Annotated in this window: 27 protein-coding genes and 1 tRNA gene; 12 read left to right on the forward strand and 16 right to left on the reverse strand. The window is 59.2% G+C overall.

Features of this window, described 5'->3' with window-relative positions:
- Window positions 1–26: 26 nt before the first annotated feature.
- The 6 genes from I2I05_RS05430 to I2I05_RS05455 form a co-directional block, all read right to left on the reverse strand.
- A complete protein-coding gene (locus tag I2I05_RS05430; RefSeq protein WP_196281207.1) occupies window positions 27–335 on the reverse strand; it encodes a hypothetical protein in 309 nt (102 codons plus the stop codon).
- A complete protein-coding gene (locus I2I05_RS05435) occupies window positions 328–903 on the reverse strand; it encodes an RNA polymerase sigma factor (RefSeq protein WP_317192325.1) in 576 nt (191 codons plus the stop codon). Before I2I05_RS05435 ends, I2I05_RS05430 begins: the two co-directional genes overlap by 8 nt.
- 323 nt (window positions 904–1,226) lie before the next feature.
- Complete coding sequence (nadE, locus tag I2I05_RS05440; protein ID WP_196281209.1) at window positions 1,227–3,149, reverse strand: NAD(+) synthase; 1,923 nt, start codon at window positions 3,147–3,149, stop codon at window positions 1,227–1,229.
- Between the two features lie 111 nt (window positions 3,150–3,260).
- On the reverse strand, window positions 3,261–3,986 hold the full coding sequence (gene rnc, locus I2I05_RS05445; RefSeq protein WP_196281210.1) for a ribonuclease III: 726 nt from the start codon (window positions 3,984–3,986) through the stop codon (window positions 3,261–3,263).
- Window positions 3,987–4,155: 169 nt separating this feature from the next.
- A complete protein-coding gene (gene fabF, locus I2I05_RS05450; protein WP_196281211.1) occupies window positions 4,156–5,406 on the reverse strand; it encodes a beta-ketoacyl-ACP synthase II in 1,251 nt (416 codons plus the stop codon).
- A 165-nt stretch (window positions 5,407–5,571) separates the two neighbouring features.
- The gene (locus I2I05_RS05455; protein ID WP_035564218.1) at window positions 5,572–5,808 is read right to left on the reverse strand and encodes an acyl carrier protein; all 237 of its coding nucleotides are present in this window, start codon (window positions 5,806–5,808) and stop codon (window positions 5,572–5,574) included.
- A gap of 172 nt (window positions 5,809–5,980) precedes the next feature.
- On the opposite strand from I2I05_RS05455, the gene I2I05_RS05460 reads away from it, so the two are divergent.
- Window positions 5,981–6,409: an IPExxxVDY family protein gene (locus I2I05_RS05460; protein ID WP_196281212.1), complete on the forward strand. Its 429-nt coding sequence runs from the start codon at window positions 5,981–5,983 to the stop codon at window positions 6,407–6,409.
- A gap of 213 nt (window positions 6,410–6,622) precedes the next feature.
- Window positions 6,623–8,062 (forward strand): pyruvate kinase, encoded by a 1,440-nt coding sequence (gene pyk, locus I2I05_RS05465; RefSeq protein ID WP_196281213.1) that lies wholly within the window; start codon window positions 6,623–6,625, stop codon window positions 8,060–8,062.
- A gap of 352 nt (window positions 8,063–8,414) precedes the next feature.
- On the opposite strand, the gene rpsT is transcribed toward pyk, so the two are convergent.
- A complete protein-coding gene (gene rpsT / locus I2I05_RS05470) occupies window positions 8,415–8,666 on the reverse strand; it encodes a 30S ribosomal protein S20 (RefSeq protein ID WP_046245794.1) in 252 nt (83 codons plus the stop codon).
- A gap of 241 nt (window positions 8,667–8,907) precedes the next feature.
- Between rpsT and I2I05_RS05475 the strand changes: the two genes are divergently transcribed.
- Window positions 8,908–9,894, forward strand: a complete 987-nt coding sequence (locus tag I2I05_RS05475) for a YheT family hydrolase (protein ID WP_196281214.1) — start codon at window positions 8,908–8,910, stop codon at window positions 9,892–9,894.
- Between the two features lie 27 nt (window positions 9,895–9,921).
- Here I2I05_RS05475 and rsmG read toward each other — a convergent pair whose 3' ends face one another.
- From rsmG to I2I05_RS05490, 3 genes are all read right to left on the reverse strand, one after another.
- Window positions 9,922–10,539, reverse strand: coding sequence for a 16S rRNA (guanine(527)-N(7))-methyltransferase RsmG (rsmG, locus tag I2I05_RS05480; protein WP_196281215.1), 618 nt, complete (start codon window positions 10,537–10,539; stop codon window positions 9,922–9,924).
- A gap of 173 nt (window positions 10,540–10,712) precedes the next feature.
- Window positions 10,713–11,336 (reverse strand): RNA polymerase sigma factor, encoded by a 624-nt coding sequence (locus I2I05_RS05485; RefSeq protein WP_070728736.1) that lies wholly within the window; start codon window positions 11,334–11,336, stop codon window positions 10,713–10,715.
- Complete coding sequence (locus I2I05_RS05490) at window positions 11,327–12,475, reverse strand: glycosyltransferase (RefSeq protein ID WP_196281216.1); 1,149 nt, start codon at window positions 12,473–12,475, stop codon at window positions 11,327–11,329. The genes I2I05_RS05485 and I2I05_RS05490 overlap by 10 nt, the downstream gene beginning before the upstream one ends.
- Window positions 12,476–12,547: 72 nt before the next feature.
- Between I2I05_RS05490 and tgt the strand changes: the two genes are divergently transcribed.
- The 3 genes from tgt to I2I05_RS05505 all read left to right on the forward strand — a co-directional run bounded on the left by tgt (window position 12,548) and on the right by I2I05_RS05505 (window position 15,931).
- Window positions 12,548–13,678: a tRNA guanosine(34) transglycosylase Tgt gene (gene tgt / locus I2I05_RS05495; protein ID WP_196281217.1), complete on the forward strand. Its 1,131-nt coding sequence runs from the start codon at window positions 12,548–12,550 to the stop codon at window positions 13,676–13,678.
- A 90-nt stretch (window positions 13,679–13,768) separates the two neighbouring features.
- Complete coding sequence (locus I2I05_RS05500) at window positions 13,769–14,848, forward strand: LptF/LptG family permease (protein ID WP_196281218.1); 1,080 nt, start codon at window positions 13,769–13,771, stop codon at window positions 14,846–14,848.
- Window positions 14,849–14,983: 135 nt separating this feature from the next.
- Window positions 14,984–15,931, forward strand: a complete 948-nt coding sequence (locus I2I05_RS05505; RefSeq protein ID WP_196281219.1) for a DMT family transporter — start codon at window positions 14,984–14,986, stop codon at window positions 15,929–15,931.
- Here the strand turns inward: I2I05_RS05505 and ispE are convergent.
- The gene (gene ispE, locus I2I05_RS05510; protein ID WP_196281220.1) at window positions 15,928–16,749 is read right to left on the reverse strand and encodes a 4-(cytidine 5'-diphospho)-2-C-methyl-D-erythritol kinase; all 822 of its coding nucleotides are present in this window, start codon (window positions 16,747–16,749) and stop codon (window positions 15,928–15,930) included. The genes I2I05_RS05505 and ispE overlap by 4 nt on opposite strands.
- Before the next feature lie 47 nt (window positions 16,750–16,796).
- Between ispE and I2I05_RS05515 the strand changes: the two genes are divergently transcribed.
- From I2I05_RS05515 to I2I05_RS05525, 3 genes are all read left to right on the forward strand, one after another.
- A complete protein-coding gene (locus I2I05_RS05515; protein ID WP_196281221.1) occupies window positions 16,797–17,438 on the forward strand; it encodes a sugar transferase in 642 nt (213 codons plus the stop codon).
- A gap of 8 nt (window positions 17,439–17,446) precedes the next feature.
- Complete coding sequence (locus tag I2I05_RS05520) at window positions 17,447–18,133, forward strand: acetyltransferase (RefSeq protein ID WP_196281222.1); 687 nt, start codon at window positions 17,447–17,449, stop codon at window positions 18,131–18,133.
- An 89-nt stretch (window positions 18,134–18,222) separates the two neighbouring features.
- Window positions 18,223–19,389 (forward strand): DegT/DnrJ/EryC1/StrS family aminotransferase, encoded by a 1,167-nt coding sequence (locus I2I05_RS05525; protein ID WP_196281223.1) that lies wholly within the window; start codon window positions 18,223–18,225, stop codon window positions 19,387–19,389.
- Window positions 19,390–19,397: 8 nt separating this feature from the next.
- Here I2I05_RS05525 and I2I05_RS05530 read toward each other — a convergent pair whose 3' ends face one another.
- From I2I05_RS05530 to atpD, 5 genes are all read right to left on the reverse strand, one after another.
- Window positions 19,398–20,501 carry a DUF3616 domain-containing protein gene (locus I2I05_RS05530; protein WP_196281224.1) on the reverse strand — a complete coding sequence of 368 codons (1,104 nt, stop codon included), beginning with the start codon at window positions 20,499–20,501 and terminating at the stop codon, window positions 19,398–19,400.
- Between the two features lie 104 nt (window positions 20,502–20,605).
- On the reverse strand, window positions 20,606–21,736 hold the full coding sequence (locus tag I2I05_RS05535) for a trans-sulfuration enzyme family protein (protein WP_196281225.1): 1,131 nt from the start codon (window positions 21,734–21,736) through the stop codon (window positions 20,606–20,608).
- Window positions 21,737–21,792: 56 nt separating this feature from the next.
- Entirely contained in the window at window positions 21,793–22,851 is a 1,059-nt protein-coding gene (locus I2I05_RS05540) for an AI-2E family transporter (RefSeq protein WP_196281226.1), read from the reverse strand.
- Window positions 22,852–22,996: 145 nt separating this feature from the next.
- Window positions 22,997–23,242 (reverse strand): ATP synthase F1 subunit epsilon, encoded by a 246-nt coding sequence (atpC, locus tag I2I05_RS05545; RefSeq protein ID WP_196281227.1) that lies wholly within the window; start codon window positions 23,240–23,242, stop codon window positions 22,997–22,999.
- Between the two features lie 141 nt (window positions 23,243–23,383).
- Window positions 23,384–24,889, reverse strand: a complete 1,506-nt coding sequence (gene atpD / locus I2I05_RS05550; RefSeq protein ID WP_196281228.1) for a F0F1 ATP synthase subunit beta — start codon at window positions 24,887–24,889, stop codon at window positions 23,384–23,386.
- Between the two features lie 21 nt (window positions 24,890–24,910).
- Between atpD and I2I05_RS05555 the strand changes: the two genes are divergently transcribed.
- From I2I05_RS05555 to I2I05_RS05565, 3 genes are all read left to right on the forward strand, one after another.
- Window positions 24,911–25,180 carry a hypothetical protein gene (locus tag I2I05_RS05555; RefSeq protein WP_196281229.1) on the forward strand — a complete coding sequence of 90 codons (270 nt, stop codon included), beginning with the start codon at window positions 24,911–24,913 and terminating at the stop codon, window positions 25,178–25,180.
- Window positions 25,166–25,238, forward strand: a tRNA-Gln gene (locus I2I05_RS05560). The genes I2I05_RS05555 and I2I05_RS05560 overlap by 15 nt, the downstream gene beginning before the upstream one ends.
- A gap of 146 nt (window positions 25,239–25,384) precedes the next feature.
- Window positions 25,385–26,311, forward strand: a complete 927-nt coding sequence (locus tag I2I05_RS05565; protein ID WP_196281230.1) for a ribose-phosphate pyrophosphokinase — start codon at window positions 25,385–25,387, stop codon at window positions 26,309–26,311.
- Window positions 26,312–26,325 lie beyond the last annotated feature (14 nt).

The following is a 26,325-nucleotide window of genomic DNA, read 5'->3' on the forward strand; positions in this document are numbered from 1 at the left end:
GCCGTTCAGCGCATTTAGCAGGTCGTTTAGTGCGGCGAGGGAGTCTGCGGCTGCCCAAAATCAGCAGAGCTTTCGGAGGGGACGTCCGGGGCTACGCGCAACGCACTGGCATCGCCGCTCAGCGCGAGCATTATCACGCCGAGCAGGGCGGCGTAGGCTGGGCGGAGCATCCACACGGGCAAGCCGCGGCGGTGGGCAGTCGCTCGGCTGGAGAGCTGGGCGGTCACCCGGTTGTAAAAGAACGGGCGGGGCTGCGCTTGCGGCTGGTCTTGCAACTGGCGCATCAGGTCCGCCCACTCCTCGTCGGGCGAGGTGCGAAAGGATGAATCAGACATGGCGAAAGTGGGGTTGAACGTGTTTGCGGAGCGTTTGCCGGGCCCGAAACAGCAGAGATTCCACGGCGGGCACGGTGGTGGTTAGCACTGCGGCTATTTCGTCGTAGCTCAGTGCTTGCTCGTGGCGCAGGGTAAAGGCCACCTGCTGCTGGTCGGGCAACCGCGCAATGTGGTCGAGCAAGAGTTGTAGTTGCTGCCGCCCCTCAAGCAGCGCTTGCGGGTGCGCATGGTCGGGCGGTTCGTGCAGGATGTCGTTGTCGAAGCCCAGCAAGCTGGTGAAATAGGCAAAGCGCTTTTTAGCGTGGGCCTTCCGGCGGGTTTTGAGAGACCGGGAGGTGGCCAGCCGGTAGAGCCAGGTAGTTAGCGACGCTTCACCTCGAAAACGGGAAATGGTCTGGTAGACTTCCACAAAAACCTCCTGGGCCACATCTTCCGCTTCTTCGGGGCTGCGCAGCAAGGAAAGTGCTGTGCGGTAAACCCGGCCCTGGTACCGCGCCACCAAGGTGCGAAAGGCGACTTCGCTGCCCAGCTGCAACTCCGCTACCAAAGCCGCTTCCCCCGAATCCACAGGCAAGGGAATAGAAGTTTCGGGAGCAACTGCGACGAGCAGCGGAAGCGTGCAATCCACAAGTACTGGGCTAACGTGTTGACAAATTACCCACTTAGCACCGGCTTTCAATCCGCTGGCAGCATGGCTTTCGAGCTAGTAGGTTCTATTCGCTGCAAAAACTTGCGCCAATTACCCCAACTTATCCTTACCCCAATGTCTACCAGCAATTTATATTTCGCACTTCTGGATTAATGAAGAAAAAACAACGGAGTCAAAGCCCCGCGTAGAAGGCCAGGTCGCTAGCCCAGCTCCACGTGAGCTCCTTCCAACCAATAGCAGAGCTACAACGCAGCCAGCTCGGCCGCAAACCCGCCGCTGAGAATGGGAAACCGCAGCCAGGAGCGTGGGTCCACGTTGTAATCGTCTAGGTGGAAGCTGGGGGCGTAGCGCTCGCGCTTCCACTGGTTGCGGCTCCAGAGCGAGTAGAAGCGGCGCACGTAGGTTTTCAGTTGCTCGCGGTCGAAACCGGTTGCTTCGGTTTCTAGCGTGGCCAGTACTTTGCTGGGGCTGAGGCGGTCATAGAAGGCCAAGCGCTCGATACGGTTGAGCAAGGTGTAGGGCATGAGGTCACGCTCGTCGGTTTGTTTATCCTCGAGGGGGCGCAACTCGGCGGTGGGCTGCAGGGCATTCACATGGCGCAGCGCGGAGTAGCCGAGTTCGGTTTCGGCCCAGCGCAGCCATTTTTTCACAAAGTCCTTATCGACGCCGGCAATGGGCGAGATACTGCCGGCCGTGTCGCCGTCCATGGTGCAGTAGCCCACGCTGGCCTCGGAGCGGTTGGAGGTAGTGATGAGCAGGGCATTCTGCACGTTGGCCAGCAGCCAAATGGCGGGCGCCCGCACCCGGGCCTGAATATTCTGCAGGGCCAAATCGTCGGTTTTCCAGGTCAACTCCCGTTCCAGCGCCGTTTGAATTTTGCCCACGTAGCCGGCCACTTCCTCGTCAATGCCCCAGTTGTGAAACCGGGCCCCCAAGCTATCCGCTAATTCCTTGGCCGAATTGAACGTGTCATCCGACGAATTGACGGTGCCCTGGTAGGCGCAGCTGAGTAAGTGCCGCACCAACTCCTGATTACGGCTAAGTGCCGCTGGAGCAGCCGAGGGTTCTTCCCGCACCACCTGCGCCGCTTTGCCGCCGGCCCCTTCCTGCTGCACCACGGTTTCAATCGCGGCCGGAAAGCAGCCGCTGCGGCGCTTGAACTCCTCCTCGCCCAGCTCTTCCACGCCCAGCCGCACCATTTCGGCCACGCCCACGGCGCAGAAGCAAGAATCGGCCCCGCCGCTCAAGCTCAGCACAAAGCCGCGGGTGCGAGACTTGCGCATGTAGTCAAACAGGCCCAGGCTCATGGCCTGGTTGAGCTCTTTGTACTCATCGGGCTCCGCCAGCGGCACTATCTCGGCGGCGGGCGCCAGCTCGGCGGTGAAATCAACGTCCATCCACTCCAAATCCACTTCCTTGAAGCTCAGCAGCTGGTTGCGCAGCAGCAAGTGTCCGTTGCGCGCCACCAGAATCTCCCCGTCGTAGATGATGCGCCCGGCCTCATTGCCCAGCAAATTGGCGTAGAGGTAGGTGCAATTGAACGTGCGCGACGCCTTCATTACCAGTTGGTAGCGCACATCGGTTTTGCTCATGGCAAAGTGGCTGGCCGACGGATTCACAATCAAATCGACCTTGCCCACCAGCCGGCAGGCGGGCCGCACGTCGTCGGGCCGCCACGCGTCTTCGCATATTTCGAAGCCGAAACGCACGTTTTTATGCTCGAAAACCAAGTCGCCCAGCTCCCATTTCTGCCCTTCCCACTCCACGGAGGTGGTTTCGCCCGCCACCCAGGGCTCAAAAAACCGGGTTTCGTAGTGCACCCCGTCGTTGGCCAGAAACTGCTTGGCGGCAAAGCCCAGAATTTCTCCGTCGCGTAGCACGGCCGCCGTGTTGTAGGTGCGCATGTTCAGCCGCACGGGCAGGCCCACCACCACGCAAATTCCGTGCGTCCACGGCCGCACCTGTTGCAACTGCGCCAGCGCCGCCTCGGGCATCCAGTCGCTCAGAAACAGGTCTTCGCAGCCGTAGCCGGTGAGCGAAAGCTCGGGCAGGCACAGCAGTTCCACGCCGTTTTCCTTCGCCAGTTCAATGGCCGTGCGGATGTTGCGAAGGTTGTGCTCCCAATCGATGGGAATCTGGTTGAGGGCGGCACCGGCAATGCGCATAGGTGAAGGGCAAGAATTAGAAGAAAGGACCTGCCAATAACTCAGAATGGCCGAGTCGGGTTGCTACACCGTTTCCTCGCCTAGCCCGCACCGCGGGCTGACGACTTTGTTTTACGCCACGCCCAACGCCGTCAGCGCCCGGTCGGCGGCTAGCTGCTCGGCCTGCTTCTTACTCAAGCCCATGCCGGTGGCTACCACTTCCTCGTCCAGCAGCACCGAGGCCGTAAACTCCATCATGCCGCCCGGCCGGGCCTCGCCTGAAATATCGTAGCGCAGGGTTTTGCCTTGGCGCTGCGCCCACTCCACCAGCTTGCTTTTGAAATTGGCGGTGGTAGTGGTGAGGGTATGAACGTCCACAAAACCTTTTACCAAGCGAGTGAGGACAAATTTCCGGGCTGCTTTATACCCCAAGTCTAGGTACACCGCGCCTACCAGCGCTTCCAACGCGTTGCCATTTACGGAGCGCGAACGGGCGGCGCGGCCCTGGGCGGCGTCCAGTTGCACCAGCTTATCGAGGCCCAGCTTGAGGGCAATGCCGTTCAGGCTTTCACGGTTCACGATGCGCGAGCGCATCTCCGTCAGAAAACCTTCCTGCTCGTAGGGATACTTCCGAAAAAGGTATTCGGCCACGACGGTGCCCAGCACGGCATCGCCCAAAAACTCCAGCCGCTCATTGGTGTGGTGGCGCCCCAGTGCGGGCTGCTGCCGCACCGCCGACGAGTGCGTGAAAGCCAGTCGATACAGCTTCACATTGGTTGGCGTGAGGCCCGTAACCGTGCTAATTGCCTGGCGGAATGCCTTATCTGAACCAAAAAAACGGGAAACGAAACCGAGCAAAGTAGAAGGTGCTAACGCGTAAAAGGGAATTATCTTAAAACAAGAACGTCATGCTGAGCTGGCCGAAGCATCTCTTCCTCAAAACTAACCAAGATTAGTTGCGCGGTAGAGCTGCTTCGGCCAGCTCAGCATGACGTTTTTACTTGTTCAACTGCCGGTTTTGAACCACCTACAGCTTGCGGAATATCACCGAGGTGTTGTGGCCGCCAAAACCAAAGGTGTTGCTCATCGCAATCTGCACGTCGCGCTCCTGGGCCACGTTCGGCGTAAAATTCAGCGCCTGGTTAATCTCCGGGTCGGGCGTGTGCAGGTTGATGGTGGGCGGCACCAAGCCGTGGTGCATGGCCATGATGCAGGCCACCGCCTCCACGCCGCCGGCACCGCCCAGCAAGTGGCCGGTCATGCTTTTTGTGGAGGAAATGTTGATTTTCTCAGCAAATTCGCCAAAAACCTTCTCAATGGCTTTGATTTCGGCGCCGTCGCCGAGGGGCGTGCTGGTGCCGTGCGTGTTGATGTAGTCAACCTCCGCCGTGGTGATGCCTGCATCGCGCAGGGCGTTTTTCATCACAAGCACCACGCCTTCGCCGCTGGGGTCGGGCGCGGTGATGTGGTAGGCGTCCGATGACATGCCGCCCCCAATCAGCTCGGCATACATTTTGGCGCCGCGTGCCTTGGCGTGTTCGTATTCTTCGAGCACGAGGGCGCCGGCGCCCTCGCCCAGCACGAAACCGTCGCGGTCTTTATCGTAGGGCCGCGAAGCCGAAGCCGGGTCGTCGTTGCGCTCGCTCATGGCCTTGAGGGCATTAAAGCCGCCCACGCCCGATTCGGTGATGGCCGCTTCGGAGCCGCCCGTCACCATCACATCGGCTAGGCCGAGGCGAATGTTGTTGAACGCAGCAATGATGGAGTCGTTCGACGAGGCACAGGCCGAAGTGGTGACGAAGTTGGGGCCGCGGAAACCGTTCTTAATGGAAATATTACCCGACGAGGAGTCGGCAATCATGCGCGGGATAAAGAAGGGCGAATAGCGCGGCGTGCCGTCGCCGCGGCCGAAGGCGATGCATTCTTCCTGCAGCGACTTCAGGCCTCCAATGCCGGAGCCCCAAATCACGCCCACCCGGTCCTTGTCCACGCCGCTTTCCAGGATGCCGGAATCGGCAATGGCTTCGTCGGCGGCTACCACCCCAAACTGGGTGAAGAGGTCCATCTTGCGATGCTCCTTGCGGTCAAAGAAATTATCGGGCTCGTAGCCTTTCACTTCGCAGGCGAAGCGGGTTTTAAACTTGGCCGGGTCGAAGCGGGTGATGGCGGCAGCGCCGCTTGTGCCCGTGCGCAGGCCTTCCCAGTAAGCTGGGGCAGTATTGCCCAGCGGTGTGATGGCCCCAAGGCCGGTAACAACAACCCGTCGGATGGACGACATAAGCAAACGCCAATGGCGCGAAATGTGAAGCGGGATAAAACAGCAAAACCGGCCGGCGGCGGGCCGGCCGGTATGCCCAGAACTACCTGTTTATTCCGGGCGCAACAAGAAAGTCGGGTAAAATAGTCCGCTCAAATCCGGCGTTGCGCTCCGAGGTAACAAAAACTATTTAGCGTGCTCTTCGAGGTAGCTGATGGCTTGGCCCACGGTGCCGATGTTCTCGGCCTGGTCGTCGGGGATGCTCACGTTGAACTCCTTTTCGAACTCCATAATCAGCTCGACGGTGTCCAGCGAGTCAGCACCCAGGTCGTTGGTGAAGCTGGCTTCGGTGGTAACTTCCGAGGCTTCAACGCCCAGTTTATCAATAATAATGGCCTTTACTTTTTCTGCGATTTCAGACATTTCCGTGGGGTTTAGGGAAAACTACGGCGCAAAGTAACGAGAGATTTTCCAACTAACCCACGCCCGCACTTCCCAATTGCGGGTATAAGATTATGGCGGCGGGTCTAGTAGCGCCCCCTTGCAAGCCGTAGCTTTGCCCTGCCCGCTTGGCGGGTGCCCTATCCGCGGCCTTATGAAGACTTTCACCCTCGACGTTGATTACGAGTGCGACTTTGCCCTGTTTGGGCTCGTCAGCAGCACCCGCGACTATACCCTGGCCTGGACCCTGAACCGGGCCCTGCGCCTGCGCCTCATCAAGCAACCCGAGCTCCTGCTCAACTTGCTCAGCCGGGGCCGCCTGGTATTCACGCACTACCTGCACGCTACCGAAACGCTTACTTTTCGCCTGCTGCGCAACCGCTCCATTGCGCCCTCTAACTTAAAAAAGCCGTTCTTAGCCCCCGATATTAAAGAATACGACTATCTGCTGGCCGTCAGCAACGGTTGCGGAGCCCTGGCCGATGAAGAATTGATGCAACAACTAACAGCTTTGGAGGCCGTGCAGTACGTGTGTCAGTTTGACCCAAATACGCTGAAATATAAGGAAAATTTAATTCTGTAATCTCCTCATAATTCTCCTTCCAGTCCCCGGAAGGGAATGCTTGCGCAAAGCGCAGGCTGGTACCGTTGAATCATTGCCCGACCCAGGGCAGAACCGTTCGCAGGAATTGTTCGCTCTTCGGTCAACCAGTTCAACGGCCCTCGTTTCAGCTTCGCTGGAACATCCTCTCCTTACCAAAGGAGGGGAGTTTTTTTGTAATCAACCCCCCAATACATGGAAAATCGTCCTGCCTTTAACAAAACCAAAATCGTGGCCACGGTAGGCCCCGCTTCCAATACATACGAACGCCTCGGCACGCTTATCCGGGAAGGAGTCGACGTATTTCGCCTCAACTTCTCGCACGGTTCTTACGAAGACCACCTCTCGGTTATCCATACTGTGCAGCGGCTAAACAAGGACATGCGCACCTCAGTGGGCCTGCTACAGGACTTGCAGGGACCAAAGATTCGTTTGGGCGAAGTTGAGGGCGGCGGGGTTGAAATCAAGGCAGGCGACAAAATCAAGCTGGTGTGCGGCGAGAAGGAAATCAGCACGGCCACGCGCCTGAGCACGATTTACTTGGGCCTGGCCCGCGACGTGAAAGCCGGCGACATGATTCTTATCGACGACGGCAAAATCGAGCTGAAAGTCCTCGCTACCGACCGCGACCAGGAAGTGGACGTGGAAGTAATCTACGGCGGCCTCGTGAAGCCCCGCAAAGGCATCAACTTGCCCGATTCTGAAGTGTCGGCTCCGTCGATGACGGAAAAGGACATGGAAGACCTGCAGTTTGGCCTGGCCAACGACGTGGACTGGGTAGCCCTCAGCTTTGCCCGCAAAGCCGATGACATCCTGTTCATCAAAAAACTGATTGCGGAGGCCGGCAAAAAAACCCGCGTAGTGGCCAAAATTGAAACGCCCGACGGCCTGCGTAACATCGACGAAATCATTGCCGTCACCGACGCCGTGATGGTGGCCCGCGGCGACCTCGGCGTGGAAGTGAAGATGGAGGAGGTGCCAATGGCCCAGAAGATGATTATTGCCAAGTGCAACGCGGCCGGCAAGCCCGTTATCGTGGCCACCCAAATGATGGAAAGCATGATTACGGCCCCGCGCCCCACGCGTGCCGAAACCAGCGACGTAGCCAACGCCGTGCTCGACGGTGCCGATGCGGTGATGCTCTCTGCCGAAACCGCCGTGGGCGCCTACCCCGCCGAGGTAATCCGTTCCATGGTGGGCACCATTCTGAGCGTGGAAAGCCGCAGCCCGCAGTTGTTCCATAAGTGGTGGCCCATCGACCCTGCCGGCGCCAATTTCATGGCCGACAGCGTGCTCTCGGCCGCTTGTCACTTGGCGAAGAACACGGGCTCCAAAGCCATCACGGGCATGACCCACAACGGCTACACGGCCTTCCAGCTGGCCAAGTACCGTCCCAAAGCCAACATCTTTATTTTCACCGATAACCGCCCGCTGCTCACCTCCCTGAGCTTGGTGTGGGGCGTCCGCGGCTTTTACTACGACCGCCTCATCAGCACAGACAGCACCGTGGCCGATATCCGCTACGTCCTCACCACTACCGGCCATTTGGAGGCCGGCGATGTCTTCATCAACACCGGCTCAATGCCGATTCAGGATAAAGGCAAAGCCAACATGGTGAAGGTGAGCGTAGCGTAACCTTCTGTTGTTTGTGCGCCGTAATTGTTTATACAACTGCGAGGCAAGAAAAAGGCTCCACCCGCATATGGGTGGAGCCTTTTTCTTGCCTCGCAGTTGGTAAGTACAACGATTATCCCAAGCTCACGCCCGCGTCGAATGGCTTAGGCGAAAGCCTTCCCTAATCGGTTTCCTGAGCTTTCGAAGATTGCACCAGCGGCGCATGGCGCTAATCATTGCTGAAAACAGCTTCCAAAGCATGCTTTAAGCCAAATGCAAAAAGCCCTGCTCGTTGCGGAGCAGGGCTTTTGTAAAGAGCGTAGAACCAGACCTTGGGGCGGCGCAGTCTGGCCCTACTAAACTCGTCTCGCACTTAGAGCGCGTTGACGAGCTTTGTCAGCTTGCTTTTGTTATTAGCAGCTTTGTTCTTGTGGATGATGTTCTTTTTGGCCAAACGGTCCAACATCGACGACACTTTCTTCAGCAGCTCCTGAGCGGCCGTTTTGTCAGTGGCTTCGCGCAGGCGCTTGATAGCTGTACGAGTGGATTTGTGCTGGTAACGGTTCAACACGCGCTTAGCTTCGTTGCTGCGGATGCGTTTGAGGGCCGACTTATGGTTTGCCATGAGTTGGAATATATGGGAGCGTTATGCTTGAGTTCTGTGTTTGGGAGGGCAAAGGTACGAACCTGCTCGGCAATATCAAACCATGTTGGCAAAAATATTGAGGGGAAGCCCATTGGCCAACGGCAACGCCGCCAGGTCTAAGTAGCCCAAACTAAAATTAGTATGCATGCCGATTATGTGCGAACTTTACTACCTATCCTTTCCCACCATTGCGCAGCTACTTTGTTAACCTATCCGCGCCATGCCACTCGTATCCGAATCCCGCTATCAGCCGCCGTTTTACCTCTTTAACGGCCACCTCCAAACCATAGTACCCAGCCTGTGGCGCACCGTGCCCGACGTAGCCTACCAGCGCGAACGGCTGGAGCTGCCCGACGGCGATTTTCTGAACATCGACTGGAGCCGCTTGCCCGCAATGCGCCCCACCGATGGCTTGGCTATTGTCTCGCACGGCCTCGAAGGCGACGCTTCGCGGCCCTACATGCGCGGCATGGTGCGCGCCCTCAACCGCGCCGGCCTCGACGCGCTGGCGTGGAACTACCGCAGCTGCGGCGGCGAGATGAACCGCCTGCTCCGCTCCTACCACCTCGGCGACACCGATGACCTCGACCTGGTGCTGCGCCACGCGCTGGCTACCGGACGCTACCAGCGGGTGTACCTCGTGGGTTTTAGCGCCGGCGGCAACGTGACGCTGAAGTATCTGGGCGAGGCCTCTGAGCGGGTACCCACAGAGGTGAAGCGAGCTGCCGTTTTCTCGGTACCGACCGATTTGCAGGCCAGCTCGGTGCACATTAGCCGCCCCCAAAACCAAGTGTACCTGCGGCGCTTTCTAAAATCATTGCGCTTGAAGGTGCGGGCCAAAGCCGAGCTGCTGCCGGGGCAAGTTGACTTGAATGGCATTGAGGAGCTACGCGACTTTCAGGAATTCGACAGCCGCTACACCGCCCCCATGCACGGGTTCGACTCGGCCGATGCCTACTACCAGCACGCCAGCTCGGGACGCTACCTGAGCGGCATTCAGGTACCCACGCTGCTTGTAAATGCGCAGAACGACCCGTTTTTACCGGCCTCTTGCTTCCCCCGGGAAGTGGCGGCCAGTTCGCCGTTTGTGTTTTTGGAAACGCCGCCAGAAGGCGGGCACGTGGGCTTTCCGGAAGGCTCGCCCGATGGCGAGTACTACTCGGAACGGCGGGCGGTGGAGTTCCTGACGGCCGAAGTGCCGGCGTAACCACGCCTTGCTTGACCAGGGCGTTTGCTACTTCGCGGCAACAAAAACGACTTTCTTGGTCTCGTAAAATTCTTCGCTGAAGAAGTCGCTCAGGTTGGTCACTTTCGCTTTTAGGCCGGATTCGGCAATTTCTTCGGTTAGGTCGCCGCCTTTCAGGTAGTAGAGGCCGGCGCCGGGGGCACCCTGGGGCTTGTAGCGGTGGGCTATCCAGGGGTGGAAGGTGGCGAGACGCGCCACAGCTCGGCTCACCACGAAATCAAACTTTTGGCGTACCTGCTCGGCACGGGTTTGTTCGGCGGTCACGTTGTCCAGGCCCAAAGCAGCGGCCATGAACTGCACCGCCCGGATTTTCTTCCCAATGCTGTCAACGAGGTGGAAATGCACCTCCGGAAACATGATGGCCAGTGGCAGGCCCGGCAAGCCGCCGCCGGTGCCCACATCCAGCACCGTACTGCCTTTGGGAAACTTCACCACTTTGGCAATGCCCAAGGAGTGCAGCAGGTGGCGCTCCGTGAAATTATCCATGTCGGGGCGCGACACGAGGTTGATGGCTTCGTTGGTGGCCCGAAACTCGGTTTCCAGTTGCTTAAAAAGCTGAAGTTGCTGGGGTGTGAGTTCGGGGAAGTAGTGCTGCAGGAGGTTCATGGGTGCAAAGGTGCGAAAGGCAGCGCACCAGAACGTCATGCTGAGCTTGTCGGAGCATCTCTACCGCAATAGTAAATCTGATTACTACTGCGGTAGAGATGCTTCGACAAGCTCAGCATGACGGCGGTTTTATTCCATAAAAAAAGCCCCGACTTGCGCCGGGGCTTTTTGATTTAAATAATCTGCTTAGTGTGCTTCACCATGTCATAGAGCAACTCGCGGGCGCGGTGCAACTGAGCTTTCACGGTGCCGAGGGGGGCTTTGAGCTCGGTGGCAATTTCTTCGTAGCTGAGCTCATCGAAATAGCGCAGGCTCACGAGGCGCTGGTACTTATCGGGCAGGCGCGACACCACGTGGCGCATGATTTCGATTTTCTGGTTGCGCACGGCGTGCTCGGCCGGGTTCAGGTCGTTGTCGCGGAAATCGATGGTGATTTCGTCGCCGTTGTCCACCTTGATGGCAGAGTCAATCGACATGGTTTTGATTTTATTCTTGCGGATAAAATCGATGCAGTTGTTGGTCGCAATGCGGAACAGCCACGTGCTGAAGGCGTACTCGGGGTTGAACTTGTGCAGGTTGCGAAAGGCCTTGGCGAAAGCCTCGATGGTCAGGTCTTCGGCGTCGTCCTGGTTGCGCACCATCTTGAGCACCACGTGGTACACGGGCTTTTTGTAGATGTGCATCAGCTCGGCGTAGGCTTTCTCGTCGCCGTGGTCCACGGCGGCGCGAATCAGCTTGAAGTCGTGCTTGGCTTTGGCTGAAAACTGCTTTTGAATATCTTGATTGTTTACTTCCATCGAAGGGTGCGATTAAGGAACAGCGAAATTCCCAAGGCCAGATATTGAACAAAATAAACTAAGTCAAGCACCGGTAGCAATCCGACGATTACGGACTGGTCGAGGCGCCGGCTCAGGCGGGCGTATACGGCGCTCACAAACAAGGTTCGGAGGGCGCATACCACCGCCAAAGGTATCCAATTGTTTGGGGAAAATACTAGCACAACGGCAGCCAAATAGAACAACATGTTGGCTACTAAGAAGGTGCCCACCCGCAACCGGTCGGGAAACCGATAGGCCCGGCCAGCCGACAAATGCCGGCGTTTTTGGTGCCACCACGCGGCCCAGGTGGCGGCGGGCTCGCTCAGGGTGTGGGCCGCAGGGTCGGCCACCACGGCCACGCGCTGGCCTTGGCGCACGGCGTCTTGCACCATTAGGTCATCGTCGCCGCTGAGTTGGCGAATGTGGGAAGCGAAGCCTTTGGTGGCCGTGAAGCAGCCGCGGGTATAGGCCAAGTTGCGGCCCACGCCCATATAGGGCCAGCCGCGCCAAGCAAAGCTGAGGTATTGCGCCGCAGTGAGCAAGGTTTCGAAGCGAATGAGCTGGTTGAGAAAGCCCGGCGCTTCAGCGTAGGCGGAGAAACCAACCACCAAATCGGCTGGCTGGTCGTTGGCGGCAAACCCGCGCTGCATGAGGCGCACCCATTGGTTGGTGGCCGGAATGCAGTCGGCATCGGTAAAGAGCAGGCGCGGATAGCGGGCGGTTTTGATGCCGAGGGTGAGGGCGAATTTCTTGGGGGCGAAGCCGCGGGGTGTGCGGGCCACGCTCACCAAGCGCACTTTTTCGTGGTAATACTGGGCCAGCTGCTGGGCGTAGAGGTAGGTATCGTCGTCGCTGCGGTCGTCGATGAGGATTATTTCAAAACCGGCGGGGTAATCCTGCTTGAGGAGCAGGGGCAGCAGGCGCCGCAGGTTGTCGAGCTCGTTGCGGGCGCAAACGACGATGGAAACGGGTTCGGTGTCGGGTCCGGGGCTATCAGCTGGCGCTTCGGGGGCGCGGCGGGCGAAGGGCCAGAAGAAATACGCCGCGTAAAAAAGCTGCACCAGTACGCACGCGAGCAACAACCAGAAAAACGGGGACGTGGGGACGGTGAGCTGCAACGGGGAAGCGTACTTGAAGGGGCCGGCAAAAGTACGGGACGCGCAACGGGCGGGCTACCTTTGCCCCTGCTTATGACTTTTGACCTTCTCGCCCAAGACCCCGCGACCAAAGCCCGCGCCGGCCGCCTCGAAACGGCCCACGGAACCATTGAAACGCCGATTTTCATGCCCGTGGGCACGGCCGGCACCGTGAAAGCGGTATCGCAGCACACCCTCAAAGAGGACATCAACGCCCAGATTATTCTCGGCAATACCTACCACCTATACCTGCGCCCGGGCCTGGATGTGCTCCAAGCGGCCGGCGGCTTGCACAAATTCAACGGTTGGGACCGGCCCATTCTGACGGATAGCGGCGGGTACCAAGTGTATTCGCTCAGCAACACCCGCAAAATCAAGGAAGAGGGCGTAAAATTTCGCTCGCACATTGATGGCAGCCAGCATTTGTTTTCGCCCGAGGGCGTGATGGACATTCAGCGCGTCATCGGAGCTGATATAATCATGGCCTTCGACGAGTGCACGCCCTGGCCCTGCGAGTACGACTACGCCGCCCGCTCCCTCGACATGACGCACCGCTGGCTGCAGCGCTGCATTCAGCGTTTCGATAGCACCGAAGGCCTGTACGGCTACCAGCAGACGCTTTTTCCGATTGTGCAGGGCAGCACTTACAAGGACTTGCGCATTAAGTCGGCAGAGTTTATTGCGGCGCAGGGCCGCGAGGGCAACGCCATCGGTGGCTTGAGCGTGGGTGAGCCGGCCGAACTGATGTACGAAATGACCGAACTGGTCTGCGACATTCTGCCCAAAGACAAGCCGCGCTACCTGATGGGGGTGGGCACGCCCGCCAACATTCTGGAAAACATTGCCTTGGGCGTGGACATGTTTGACTGCGTGATGCCGACCCGCAACGCCCGCAACGGCATGCTGTTTACCACGCAGGGCATCATGAACGTGACCAATAAGAAGTGGTCCACCGATTTTTCTCCCATAGACGCCGAACTAGGCGGGCACGCCAGCACGTTTTATTCCCGCGCTTACCTGCGGCACCTCTTTCAGTGCCAGGAAATGCTGGGGCCGCAAATTGCCTCGGCGCACAACTTGGCCTTTTACCTGTGGCTGGTGAAGGAAGCACGCAAGCAAATCGTGGCCGGCACGTTTGGGCCCTGGAAAGACCGGATGGTGAAGCAGGTGATGACCAGATTGTAATTAGGAGTCATGGATTAGGAGTTAGCGTTTCGATAATAAAGCCGCCCTCCAATTCATAACTCCTAATTCAAAACTCATAATTCTCTTAACGTGAATATCCTCGACAAGTACATCATCAAGAAATTTCTCGCCGCGTTTTTTTTCTCGGTGGTTATTCTCGTTTCGGTGATTTGCGTCATTGATTTCACGGAGAAAAACGACGATTTTATTCAGCACAATCTGCCGATGTCGAAAGTTATTTTCGGCTATTACGTTTATCTGTTTCCTTATTTCGCCAATCTCCTTTCGCCAATTACTATTTTTATTGCCGTCGTTTTCGTCACGGCGCAATTGGCAGCCCGCACCGAAATTGTGGCTATTCTGGCCAGTGGTGTGAGTTTTAAGCGCCTGATGCTGCCCTACGCCATGGGCGGCGCGGTGGTGGGCCTGCTGATATTCGGCCTTACGGGCTGGGTACTGCCCATTGGCAACAAATCCCGGGTAGCGTTCGAGCGGGCTTATATCAAATTGCCTTACCGGTTTCAGGGGCGCAACGTGCATTTCCGTTTGGACAAACGCCACTACGTGTTCATGGAGAGCTACGACAACATCAACAACGTCGGCTTTCGGTTCGCGCTCGAAACCATAGATGGCACCATGTTGCGCCGCCGCCTCACGGCCGATGCCATTAATTGGGATTCGACTAAACGGGTGTGGCATTTGTCGCCGCAATTAATTCGCACCTTTCAAGGCACGGGAGAAGAGAAACTGGAAACCGTGCCCGCGCGCGACACTACGTTGAACCTGTACCCGAAGGATTTTGCCAGCACGTACCGCCTGGCCGAAACCCTGACCCTGCCCGAATTGAATGCCTATATCCAAACCAAAATCGAGCGGGGCGCCGATGATACCCAGCTCTATTTAAGCGACAAATACGAGCGGTATTCCTACCCGTTTGCCATCGTGGTGCTCACCTTGATTGGCGTGACGCTCAGTGCCCGCAAATCGCGGGCGGGCGTGGGCGGCCAGATTGCGCTGGGCTTTGTGCTGGCCTTTGTGTTCATCATTTTTGTGATGCTAAGCCGCAACTTGGCGCAAGTAGGCAGCCTCGACCCCCTGATTGCAGCGTGGGTGCCCAGCCTGGTATTCACATGCATTGGGCTGGCGCTGTATCGCTTTGTACCCAAATAAGGGCCCTTTGCGGCCATCAAAGGACCGTCAGGCAGAGCACCGCGACGCATCTCGCGTGCCACCATTGACTGCTATCACTGCCGCAAGCGAGATGCGTCGCGGTGCTCTGCCTGACGGTCTATTAGTTTCTATTCTATGCTCAAAGACTACCTCAAGCTTCATTTCATCGTGCTCTTGTGGGGCTTCACGGCTATTTTAGGCAAGCTGCTGACGGTGCCGCCGGTGGAGCTGGTGTTCTGGCGCACGCTGCTGGCGTCGGTTGGCTTGGCGGTGTTGCTGCTGGCCCGCAGGCAGGTCTGGCGCATCCCTGCCGGGCAGGCGGTGCGGCTGCTGGCGGTGGGAGCGCTGGTAGCTGCGCATTGGGTCACTTTTTTTCTGGCGGCGCGGCTTTCATCGGTGAGCGTGTGCCTAGCAGGGCTGGCCACGCTGGCCCTGTGGACTTCGTTGCTTGAGCCGCTGCTGCTGTGGCGCCGGGTGCGCGGCTACGAAGTTGGCCTGGGGCTCATCACCATGGTGGGGCTGTACCTGGTGAGCCAGGCCGAGTTGGACCAACTCCTGGGCTTGGGCGTAGCGGTGCTCTCGGCGGGGCTTTCGGCCCTGTTCAGCGTCCTGAATGCCAAGCTGATAAAGACTCACCCGCCGCTGCGGCTCACGTTTTACGAAATGGCGGGCGCGTGCGTAAGCATAGTGCTGTTCTTTCCGTTTTATAGCCGCTACTTCACCCAAGGCCAGGGGCTGCAACTGGCTTGGCAAGGATACGACTGGCTGTGGCTGCTGTTGCTGGCCGGCGTGTGCACGGTATATGCGTTTTCAACGTCCGTGGAATTGATGAAGCGCCTCTCCCCTTTTGCCGTGAACCTGACCGTCAATTTGGAGCCGGTTTATGGCATTGCGATGGCAGCTGGCATTTATTGGCTGCACATGCAAGGCCTGCTACATGCGCCTCAATTTACCCAGGAGCGCATGGCCACGGGCTTTTACCTGGGCACCTTGCTCATTGTGTTCAGCGTGCTCATTCACCCGCTGGTGGCGCGGCTCCTAAAGGATAAAGACCCCGAGCCCACGCCGGCCCTACCAGTTTAGAGCACGCCCTGCCACACCGTGTACTCAGCGGGCCACGGCATGGCGGCGGGCACCCCGGCCGCCCACAGCCCGTACACCGCCGAACCCGAACCCGACAAGCTCGCATAAGCCGCGCCGGCAGCATAAAGTTGTTGCTTGATAGCAGCCAGCACGGGGTGTCTGGGAGCTAGCGACAACTCAAAATCGTTGCGCACGGTGTTGCGCCAAGTTCCCAGGGGCTGGGCGAGGGCTTCCCGCAAGCCGTGCGCGGGCTGCCGAGGCGTGATGCCCGCAAAGGCTTCGGGCGTGCTGATGTGCAGATTGGGATAAACGACCACGCACCCGGTGCCGCTCAGGTTCAGGTTGATTTCCTGAAAAACGTCGCCTCTTTCCACCGCCAGCACGGGTTTGTTTTGGATGAAGAAAGCGCAATCGGAACCCAGGCGCCGGGCGCATTCCTCCAATCCGGCAGCGGAAATATTCAGCCCAAACAACTCATTGGTGGCCTTCAAGGCAAAGGCCGCATCCGCTGAGCCGCCCCCGAGCCCGGCACCGATGGGCACGATTTTGTGAAGGTAGATTTGAACGGATGGCAATTGCGGAAAATCGGCTTGCAGCAGCTCGTAGGCCCGCACGCAAAGGTTGGTGGCGGGGTCGCCGGGGATGGGCCGGCCGGTGAGGGCAATGCTGGTGGCATGCCCGGGTTCGGCGGGCAGGATTTCCAGCGCATCGGTCCACGGCAAGGGCAGAAACACCGATTCCAGGTTGTGGAAGCCATCCGGGCGGCGCTCGGTGATGTAAAGCCCGAGGTTGAGTTTGGCGTTGGGAAAAACAAGCATGAGCAGGACGCAAGCCAAAGCTTGCGCCGCAAAGGTACTTTTGTGCCGTGCCCGCTCCCGATTCTTTTTACGTCCGCCACGGCAAGCGCCTGCTCGATGTGGCCCTGGCCTTGCCGCTGCTGGTGTTCGCGCTGCCGCTGCTGCTCGTAGCCGCCGGGCTGGCGGCCAGCCAAAACCGCGGCCGGGTGCTGTTCCGCCAGCGCCGGCCGGGCTGGCACGGGCGCCTCTTCACGCTGTATAAGTTGCAAACCATGACCGACGCGCGCAATGCCGCCGGCCACCTCCTGCCCGATGCCCAGCGCCTGCCGACCTTGGGCCGCTGGCTGCGTGCCACTTCCCTCGACGAATTGCCCCAGCTCTGGAACATCCTGCGCGGCGACCTGAGCCTAGTAGGCCCGCGGCCCCTGCTGCCCGAATACCTGCCCCTGTACTCGCCCACCCAGGCCCGGCGCCACGAAGTGCGCCCCGGCCTCACGGGCTGGGCCCAGGTGAATGGCCGCAACGCCATTTCCTGGGAAGAAAAATTCGCCTACGACGTATGGTACGTCGATAATTTGTCGTGGCGGCTGGATATGACCATCTTGTGGCGCACCGCCGGGCGGGTGCTGCGCGGCAGCGGCGTCGCCGCCCCCGGCGAGGCTACTACGGCGGCCTTCCGCGGGACGCCACCGCCCCCCGTTTCCCCGTAGATTGCCGCATGACCAAGCTCTTTTTCTCCGAGTACGAAGAAGCCGAACCCAGCGCACCGCTCGTCATTTTCGGTGCCGGGGGCCTGGGCCGCGAGGTTCTGCTGTTGCTGCAACAAATCAATGCCACCCACCCCACATGGGAAGTGCGCGGGTTTTACGACGACCAGGCGCCGGCCACCCCTACCGTAGCGGGCCTCCCCTACCTCGGCACCAGTGCCGACCTGAATGCCACCACCGAGCCGCTGGCCGTGGCTGTGGCCGTGGGGAGCCCCGTGGGCCGGGCCAGCGTGGTGCGCCGGCTCACCGCGCCGCAGCTGTCGTTTCCGGTGCTGGTGCATCCGCATGTTGCGTTGGGCCCGCACCAGCGCATTGATTTGGGCGAGGGAAGCATCGTGCAGCAAGGCTGCATTTTGACTTGCGACATTATTCTGGGGCGGTTTGTGTTGCTCAACTTGGGTTGCACGGTGGGCCACGATGCCGTATTGGGCGACTTTGCTTCCCTTATGCCCCACGCCAACGTGGGCGGCGCTGCCCAACTGGGGCCGGGCACCTACCTTGGCACCAATGCCACCGTCATCCACGGCGTACACATTGGGGAGAACACCATTCTCGGCGCCGGGGCCGTGGCCGTGCGCAACCTGCCGGCCAACATCACGGCTGTGGGGGTGCCGGCACGAGCAATAAGCAGTAAGTAATTACCCCGCATAACCGGACAAATTCCATTATCCGCCCCCTATCGCCGCTATTCCACCTATCGATTGCTATCTACTAAGTTCCTATTTACATGCGAAGCCAAGACCACGACCGCCTATTTCTCTCCCCGCCTCACCTCGGGCGGCACGAGATGAACTATGTACACAAGGCGATTGAGGACAACTGGGTGGCACCAACGGGTCCCAACCTGACGGGCTTTGAAGCCGATATTTGCCAAGCCACCGGTGTGGGCCATTGCGTAGCGTTATCGTCGGGCACGGCGGCCATTCACCTAGGGCTGTTGCTGCTGGGCGTGGGCCCCGGCGACGAAGTGCTATGCCCCTCGTTCACGTTTGTAGCTACGGCTAACCCGATTTTGTACGTGGGGGCTACGCCGGTTTTTATCGATAGTGAAACCGACACCTGGAACCTGTGCCCCCAGCGCCTGCTCGAAGCCATTGTGGACCGCATTGCCCGAGGCAAAAAGCCCAAAGCCCTCATACTGGTTCACCTGTACGGCATGCCCGCTAAGTTGACGGAAATCATAGCCATCGCCGCTGAATACGAGTTGCCGATACTGGAAGATGCAGCCGAGGCCTTGGGCTCTACCTTCAACAAGCAGCCATTGGGCAGCTTCGGGGCGGTGGGCGTTTTTTCCTTTAACGGCAACAAAATCCTGACTACCAGCGGCGGCGGTGCCCTGGTAACCAACGATGCCAGCCTGGCCCAGAAAGCGCACTTTCTGGCTACCCAGGCCAAAGACCAGGCGCCGCATTACCAACATTCCGAAGTGGGCTACAATTACCGCCTGAGCAATATTCTGGCGGGCATTGGCCGCGGCCAGATGGGCTTGTTAGACGAGCGGGTGAAGCGCCGCCGCGAAATATTTGCGTGGTACAAGGAGCACCTGGCCCGGCTGCCGGGCCTCACCGTCGCCCTGGCACCCGAGCCTGCCGGCAGCCGCTCCAACCGTTGGCTCACCACCATTCTGCTCACGCCCACGGCCGCGGAAGACGCAGCCAACGCCACCGCTCGGGTGACGCCCGAAACCGTACGCCAGCAACTCGAAACCCATAACATCGAGAGTCGTCCGCTCTGGAAGCCGCTGCATTTGCAGCCGCTTTTTCAGTCGGCCCCCAGGTACGGCGGCGAGGTTTGTGCCAATTTATTTGCCCGCGGCCTGTGCCTCCCCAGCGGCACCGCCATGACGGAAACCGAACTACGGCGCGTGGCCGACGCCCTGGCGGAGTGCTTCTAGCTGCCGGCTCAGGCGGGCAGGCGGTAGGAGTCGGCCATCACCTGGTTGTCGCCGGTTTTGCGCTTCTCGGCAGGGCTGTCAAAAACGATAAGCACGTGCTGGTCATCGAGCAGGGCCATGCCTTCGGCCCGGTCCTTGCCGGCGGTGGGGCCGTGGCCGTGGGGCACGTCAAAAATGCGCTGCATTTTCTTGCCGGCGATGAGGCTATCGGTGGCTTGTTGGGTGGCGTTGGGCCAGCAATACACGGCAATGCTCCCGTCGAGGTCCATGGTGGGGCCGGCCAGCAGCAGCATGTCGTGGCCGCGCAGGCGTAGCTCGCGCAGGCCCATGCCGCCCAAGTCGAGAAAATGCTTTTTGTAATAGGTTTCAGTGGCGCCCTTTACTTTGCCCAGTCGCATGCGGCCGTGCTTGTCTTCGCGAGGCCGCAGCTCCAGCACCAACGCCCAGCCGCGGAGCACCGGCCCGCGCAGGCCCACAAACACTTGCCCGTGGCTGTTCACGGCCAGCCCTTCAATGTCGAGCCCGTTGTCCTTCCCCGGAATCTTGGCGAAGTCCTTCAGGTGCGGGTCGTGGGCCAGCAGGTCCATCAACTCGTTGGTGTCGCCGTTGCCGTGCAGCTGGGCCGCGCTCAGCGTTTTGTCGCTCTCGGTGGGGTGGGGCGCCGTTTTATGCAGCTCGTAGTCGCCGGTTTCCGGGTTCAGGAGCATGGGAATGCGGGCCAGCAGGTAGCGGTTGGCGTCGTCCTCGGTTTTCGCCAGCTTTTTGATTTGCTTGGCCACGTCCTGGTCTTTTTCATCGGGCTGCTTGCGTTTGAGGCTGTGCGAGCCCACCAGCCAGAGGTAGTGCCCGGCCTCGGCCATTCCCTCGATGTCAATTTCTATTTCGGCGCCGCCCGGCAAGTCCAGAAAATCTGCCAGCTTAAAGGAGCAATGTTCGCCAAACTCAGCGGCGCCGGTCCGCCGCAGGCGTTCCACGGTGGTGCGCTCATCGCAACTCATCCACAGGTTTTCGCCCGTTCGCAAGGTGGTCGATAAGCCATCGCGCACGTGCTTTTTGTCGGCGTTGAGGCTGAGTTTGGGGTCGAAATGCAGGGTCTGGGACTGGCGGCGCATGGAAATCGGGAATAGCTATACCCGCCAAACGGAACAATAGCGCCAGGGTTATGAGCCGCGCCTCCGGCGAGCCCTGTTTTTCCAAAGCAGCCTACTTTCCTCAGCTACGCAAGGGCATGCGCCAAATCAGCCAACAACTCTTCCACCGGCTCAATGCCCACGCTTAGGCGCACTAGGCCCATGGTAATACCCAACTCCGTCCGCTGCTCATCGGTCAGGGCCCGGTGCGAGGTATAGAGCGGGTGCGAACACGACGAATCGACGCCCGCCAGGGAGGGCGCAAATGGAAACCGCTCCGAGCGGTGCATAAAACGGTTGACGGCCGCTGCATCGTCCGGCAGCCGAAACGAGAGCATGCCGCTGAACAAGCCATGCCCCTGCGACGCGGCCAACAAGTGTTGCGGGTGCTTGGGCAAACCGGGGTAATACACTGCCTCCACGGCCGGATGCACCGCCAGAAAATCGGCAACCTGGTGCGCATTATGGCTGTGGGCGGCCACTCGCAGGCGCATGGTTTTCATCCCACGCACGCTCAACCAGCTTTCCATGGGGCTCAGGGTGAGGCCAAATACGGTACCGATTTGGCGCAAGCGCGTGGCGTCTTCCGGCGTGCGGGCCACCACGGCGCCCGCCGTCACGTCGGAATGGCCGGCCAGGTATTTGGTCACGCTGTGCAGCACCAAATCGGCACCGTAGGCCAGCGGCTTGGTCAGCACCGGCGTCGAAAACGTATTGTCCACCACCAATTTACAGCCGTGCCGGTGGCACTCCGCGGCAATGGCGCGCAGGTCAACCACGCGCAGCAGCGGGTTGCTCATGGTTTCGCAAAGCAACAGTTTGGTGTTGCCCTGCACGTAGGGTTTCAGGTCGTACAATTCCTCAAACGGCACGTAGCTCACGCTAATGCCCAGGCGCGACAGCTCCAGATTCAGCAGCGCGGCCGAGCCGCCGTAGATGTCGGCGGCGCACAGCACGTGGTCACCGGCTTGGCAATAGGTCATCAGCGCGGCGAAAATGGCGGCCATGCCCGAGCCCGTGGCCAGTGCGCCAGCACCGCCTTCCCAGTAGTTCACGGCGTCGGCCAGTTCGTCGCTGTTGGGGTTGCCGTTGCGCGAGTACAGGTAGCGGCTGCCTGGCTCGTCAAAATACTGCTGCACAGCGTCCAGGTCTTCAAATTTGAAAACGGACGTTTGGTAGATGGGCGTGATTTTGGGATGAATAGCCGTCGGGTTCATAAGGGCAGCGCGGGAAACAGTCCGGCAAAGGTCGGCAACGGCGTCCAGCTTCCGTGCTACGTGGCTTCTTCTTCGCGGGCTCGGCGGTTTTCGCGCCGGAACACCTCCATCAGCAGCAGAAAGTACGACACCAGCAGCGGCCCCATCACCAGCCCAATCAGCCCGAAAATTTCCACGCCCAGCACCAAGCCCACCAGCGTCACCAACGGGTGAATGTTGCCCATCCGTTTCGCCAGCACGATGCGCAGCAGGTTATCCACGTTGATAATTACGATGAAACCCACCAGCAAAATGCCAATGGCCTGCCCGTTGTGGCCCTGCGAAAACTGGTACAGCGCCGCCGGCCCCCACACCAGTGGCGTGCCCAGTACCGGCAAAAAAGCCATAAAAAAAGCTACCACGCCCCAAAACAGCGGGTCGGGAACGGCAAAAATCCACAGCGTGATGCCCGTCAGAATGCTCTGCACCAGCGCCACCAGCACTTGCCCCAGCACATTGGCGTTCACATTGTTTTTCAGCGACACGCCCAGCTCTTCCAGCGTATCGTTCCGGAAAGGCAGGTACCGGTGCAACCCTAGCAGAAAATACGTTTCCTGCATGAAGAGGTAGTACATCGTAAAGAGCATCAGGCCCACCACCACCAGAAAATTGAGCGCACTACTGGCCAGCGAGGGCAGCCAGCCGCTCACCCGGGCCGCGCCTTGTACCAGCAGCTGCCGCACGTTCAACTGTTGCGTGATGTTGAGCCCGGTAGCCCTTTCTAGCTTGTGCAGCGCGTCCAGCATTTGCTCGGGGTTCTTGGCAAAAGCCACCAACCGCTCCAAGAGCAGCGAGCTCAACGCATAAAACGGCACCACCAGCACCACCACCGTCACCAGAAGGATGCCAATGGTCACGAGCCGATGATTCCAGCGGCGCCGATGCACCAGCGCCACCCACCACGGCCGAAACACCACAAATAAGATACCCGCCGCCAAAAACGCGGTCAAGTACTGCGCCAGCCCCACCACCATGAGGGCCGCCAAGCCGATAAGGGACGACACCAGCAATACGGTCCGCTGGCGCGGCGTGTAGATATTCTCGACCGCTGCAAAAGGCTTTAAAGGTTTGTGCATATAGATAGCAGGCTATTGGGTCAGGCGATGGTTTGACAAGGACGCGGCCTGTTTAAGGCTTAAACGCAAAAAAGCCGCCCTTGCCAAGCAAGAACGGCTTTTTTATATTCAGTGGCAGCTTTTGCCAGCAACTTTCGGCAGGCAGCTACGCTACCGCGCCTTCGGCCAATACAATCACATTGTTGCGTAGCACTTCCACCACGCCGCCTTCGATGCGGATGGCTTCGCGGCCAGCCGCACTCGTCAGCGTAACGTTGCCGGCCTTTAGGGCGGCGATGAGCGGGGCGTGGTTGTTCAGCACTTCAAACAAGCCATCGGCACCCGGAAACTGGGCCGACGTCACTTCGCCTTCGAATACCTTGCGGTCGGGGGTGATGATTTCTAGGTGCATATTCTTGAGTTAATAGTCAGGCGAAAGTAGAACGTCATGCTGGGCTTGCTGAAGCATCTCTACCGCAATACTAAAATGGATTAGTTGCACGGTAGAGATGCTTCGACAAGCTCAGCATGACGTTCCGCTTGACGTTCTTACTTACTTGGCTTCGGCAATCAGCTTCTCGCCTTTCGTTACGGCATCCTCGATGGTACCCACCAAGTTGAAGGCCGCCTCGGGGAGGTGGTCGTGCTTGCCGTCGATGATTTCGTTGAAGCCGCGGATGGTGTCCTTGATGTCAACGAGTACGCCTTGCAGGCCGGTGAACTGCTGCGCCACGAAGAAGGGCTGCGACAGGAAGCGCTGCACGCGACGGGCGCGGTTTACCACCTGCTTGTCCTCCTCGGAGAGTTCGTCCATACCCAAGATGGCGATGATGTCCTGCAGTTCCTTGTAGCGCTGCAGAATCTCCTTCACGCGCTGGGCGGTGTTGTAGTGCTCGTTGCCGATTACGTCGGCCGACAGGATGCGCGAGGTCGAGTCCAGTGGGTCCACGGCGGGGTAAATACCCAGCTCGGAGATTTTACGGCTCAATACCGTGGTAGCATCCAAGTGAGCAAACGTCGTCGACGGCGCTGGGTCGGTCAAGTCATCGGCAGGCACATACACGGCCTGTACCGAGGTGATGGAACCGCGCTTGGTCGAGGTGATGCGCTCCTGCATGGCACCCATTTCGGTGGCCAGCGTGGGCTGGTAACCTACGGCCGAAGGCATCCGGCCCAAGAGAGCCGACACTTCCGAACCCGCCTGCGTGAAGCGGAAGATGTTGTCGATAAAGAACAGGATGTCGCGGCCGGCACCGGTGCCGTCGCCATCGCGGAAGTTCTCGGCCACGGTCAAACCGGACAAAGCAACGCGGGCACGGGCTCCGGGGGGCTCGTTCATCTGGCCGAACACGAGGGTAGCCTGCGACTTGAGCAGTTCGGTCTCGTCCACTTTCGACAAGTCCCAGCCGCCTTCTTCCATCGAGTGCTTGAAGGCATCGCCGTACTTGATGATGTCCGACTCGATGAATTCGCGCAACAAGTCGTTGCCCTCACGGGTACGCTCGCCCACGCCGGCAAACACCGACAGACCTGCATAGGCCTTGGCAATGTTGTTTACCAGCTCCATGATGAGTACGGTCTTGCCCACACCAGCACCACCGAACAAACCAATCTTGCCACCCTTTACATAGGGAGCCAAGAGGTCGATTACTTTGATGCCCGTGTAGAGAATCTCCGACGAAGTAGCTAGGTCTTCGAAGGGAGGCGCCAAGCGGTGAATCGGCAGCGGACCGTCAGACTTAGGCTGCGGAATGCCGTCAATTGCTTGACCGATAACGTTAAACAGACGGCCTTTGATGGCTTCGCCGGTCGGCATCGACATGGGAGCACCCAAGTCGCGCACGATGGCGCCGCGGGTCAGGCCTTCGGTCGAGTCCATGGCGATGGTCCGAACCCGGTCCTCGCCCAAATGCTGCTGGCACTCCAGTACCACCACTTGGCCGTTGTCTTTGGTGACTTCGAGCGCGTCGAGGATGTTAGGCAGCTTCGTGTTTTCACCCGCGAAGCTCACGTCCACTACGGGGCCGATGACCTGGGTGATTTTGCCGGTATTCGCCATTGAGGTGTATTTATAAGAAAGATGATGCGTTTTTCAGGCCGCAAAATTACGGCAGAAGCACGGCTTTTCCAACCCGTGCCCTATTCGGCCCGGCAACTGTGTTTGCGCGCCACTGAGCAACATTACGCCGTGAAAGTCAGCCAGAAAAGTGAAATCAGAGGCTTTTTTCGCCCTGCCGCCGCAATTTTCTCGCAAAAATTTTTCAACAAAACCTTGCCTCGAATTTTTCCGGTAGTACATTTGCACTCCCAAACGGCACGTAGCCGCCAGGGAAACTGTCCGATGGTGTAACTGGCAACACGCTTGATTTTGATTCAAGAAAGTCCAGGTTCGAGCCCTGGTCGGACAACGACAAAGCTCGAGTAAACGCAAGGCGCTGGCTTCTCCAAATTTCCGGAGTGGTCAGCGCCTTTCGCTTTTTCCATTCCACCGCATCGATAACCTCGACGCTACGAGCAGCCCGCTCCTCAACTCAATTCTTCAGCACCTTCCCCTATGAAACAGGTCAAAATATTCGCCGGCAGCGCGTCCCGGGCGCTTGCCGAAAATATTGCCTCCGCCTACGGCACCTCCCTTGGTCAGCTTACCCTCCAGCGCTTCGCCGACACCGAAATGGGACCCAGCTTCGACGAAAGCGTGCGCGGCTGCGAGGTGTTTCTAATCCAGAGCACGTTTCCGCCCTCGGAGCACCTCATGGAACTGATGCTGATGGTGGACGCCTGCAAGCGCGCCTCGGCCCACAAAGTCAACATTGTGATGCCTTACATGGGCTACGCCCGCCAAGACCGCAAAGACAAGCCCCGCGTGAGCATCGGGGCCAAAGTGGTGGCCAACATCATCCAGAGCGTGGGCACCGACCGGATGATGACCTGCGACCTGCACGCCGGCCAGATTCAAGGCTTCTTCGACATTCCGGTGGACCACCTAGACGGTGCCACCGTGACAGCGCCCTACATCAAGTCGCTCAACCTCGAAAATCTGATTTTTGCCTCGCCCGACGTGGGCGGCGTGGTGCGCACCCGGGCATTCGCCAAGAAGTTCGGCGCTGAAATTGTGGTCTGCGACAAAATGCGCCTGCGGGCCAATGAAATTGCCTCCATGCAGGTGATTGGCGACGTGAAGGGCATGGACGTGGTGTTTGTGGACGACATGGTGGACACCGCCGGCACCATCTGCAAAGCTGCCGAACTGGTGATGGAGCGCGGCGCCAAATCGGTGCGCGCCGTGGTGACGCACCCGCTCCTCAGCGGCCCGGCCCACGAGCGCATCCGCAAGAGCGTGCTCACCGAACTGATTACGACCGACACCATTCCGCTGCGGGAGGAAAACGAGAAGATTCACGTCATCACGCTGGCGCCGCTGTTCGCGCAGGCCATCCGCAACGTGGTGACGCACGAGAGCATCAGTTCGCTGTTTGTGTAAGTGCGTGCCTGCGT

The sequence above is a fragment of the Hymenobacter jeongseonensis genome (assembly GCF_015694725.1).
Taxonomy (GTDB): Bacteria; Bacteroidota; Bacteroidia; order Cytophagales; family Hymenobacteraceae; genus Hymenobacter; species Hymenobacter jeongseonensis.

Excerpts from the sequence above, each read along its gene's own strand:
- I2I05_RS05505 (WP_196281219.1), top strand. The coding sequence starts at position 14,984 with ATGCTCAAAGACTACCTCAAGCTTCATTTCATCGTGCTCTTGTGGGGC.
- I2I05_RS05455 (WP_035564218.1), bottom strand. The coding sequence starts at position 5,808 with ATGTCTGAAATCGCAGAAAAAGTAAAGGCCATTATTATTGATAAACTG.
- I2I05_RS05525 (WP_196281223.1), top strand. The coding sequence starts at position 18,223 with ATGCGAAGCCAAGACCACGACCGCCTATTTCTCTCCCCGCCTCACCTC.
- I2I05_RS05460 (WP_196281212.1), top strand. The coding sequence starts at position 5,981 with ATGAAGACTTTCACCCTCGACGTTGATTACGAGTGCGACTTTGCCCTG.
- I2I05_RS05475 (WP_196281214.1), top strand. The coding sequence starts at position 8,908 with ATGCCACTCGTATCCGAATCCCGCTATCAGCCGCCGTTTTACCTCTTT.
- ispE (WP_196281220.1), bottom strand. The coding sequence starts at position 16,749 with ATGCTTGTTTTTCCCAACGCCAAACTCAACCTCGGGCTTTACATCACC.
- atpC (WP_196281227.1), bottom strand. The coding sequence starts at position 23,242 with ATGCACCTAGAAATCATCACCCCCGACCGCAAGGTATTCGAAGGCGAA.
- atpD (WP_196281228.1), bottom strand. The coding sequence starts at position 24,889 with ATGGCGAATACCGGCAAAATCACCCAGGTCATCGGCCCCGTAGTGGAC.
- fabF (WP_196281211.1), bottom strand. The coding sequence starts at position 5,406 with ATGTCGTCCATCCGACGGGTTGTTGTTACCGGCCTTGGGGCCATCACA.
- rsmG (WP_196281215.1), bottom strand. The coding sequence starts at position 10,539 with ATGAACCTCCTGCAGCACTACTTCCCCGAACTCACACCCCAGCAACTT.
- I2I05_RS05430 (WP_196281207.1), bottom strand. The coding sequence starts at position 335 with ATGTCTGATTCATCCTTTCGCACCTCGCCCGACGAGGAGTGGGCGGAC.
- I2I05_RS05565 (WP_196281230.1), top strand. The coding sequence starts at position 25,385 with ATGAAACAGGTCAAAATATTCGCCGGCAGCGCGTCCCGGGCGCTTGCC.
- tgt (WP_196281217.1), top strand. The coding sequence starts at position 12,548 with ATGACTTTTGACCTTCTCGCCCAAGACCCCGCGACCAAAGCCCGCGCC.
- nadE (WP_196281209.1), bottom strand. The coding sequence starts at position 3,149 with ATGCGCATTGCCGGTGCCGCCCTCAACCAGATTCCCATCGATTGGGAG.
- I2I05_RS05520 (WP_196281222.1), top strand. The coding sequence starts at position 17,447 with ATGACCAAGCTCTTTTTCTCCGAGTACGAAGAAGCCGAACCCAGCGCA.
- I2I05_RS05485 (WP_070728736.1), bottom strand. The coding sequence starts at position 11,336 with ATGGAAGTAAACAATCAAGATATTCAAAAGCAGTTTTCAGCCAAAGCC.
- I2I05_RS05555 (WP_196281229.1), top strand. The coding sequence starts at position 24,911 with ATGATGCGTTTTTCAGGCCGCAAAATTACGGCAGAAGCACGGCTTTTC.
- pyk (WP_196281213.1), top strand. The coding sequence starts at position 6,623 with ATGGAAAATCGTCCTGCCTTTAACAAAACCAAAATCGTGGCCACGGTA.
- I2I05_RS05540 (WP_196281226.1), bottom strand. The coding sequence starts at position 22,851 with ATGCACAAACCTTTAAAGCCTTTTGCAGCGGTCGAGAATATCTACACG.
- I2I05_RS05530 (WP_196281224.1), bottom strand. The coding sequence starts at position 20,501 with ATGCGCCGCCAGTCCCAGACCCTGCATTTCGACCCCAAACTCAGCCTC.
- rpsT (WP_046245794.1), bottom strand. The coding sequence starts at position 8,666 with ATGGCAAACCATAAGTCGGCCCTCAAACGCATCCGCAGCAACGAAGCT.
- I2I05_RS05535 (WP_196281225.1), bottom strand. The coding sequence starts at position 21,736 with ATGAACCCGACGGCTATTCATCCCAAAATCACGCCCATCTACCAAACG.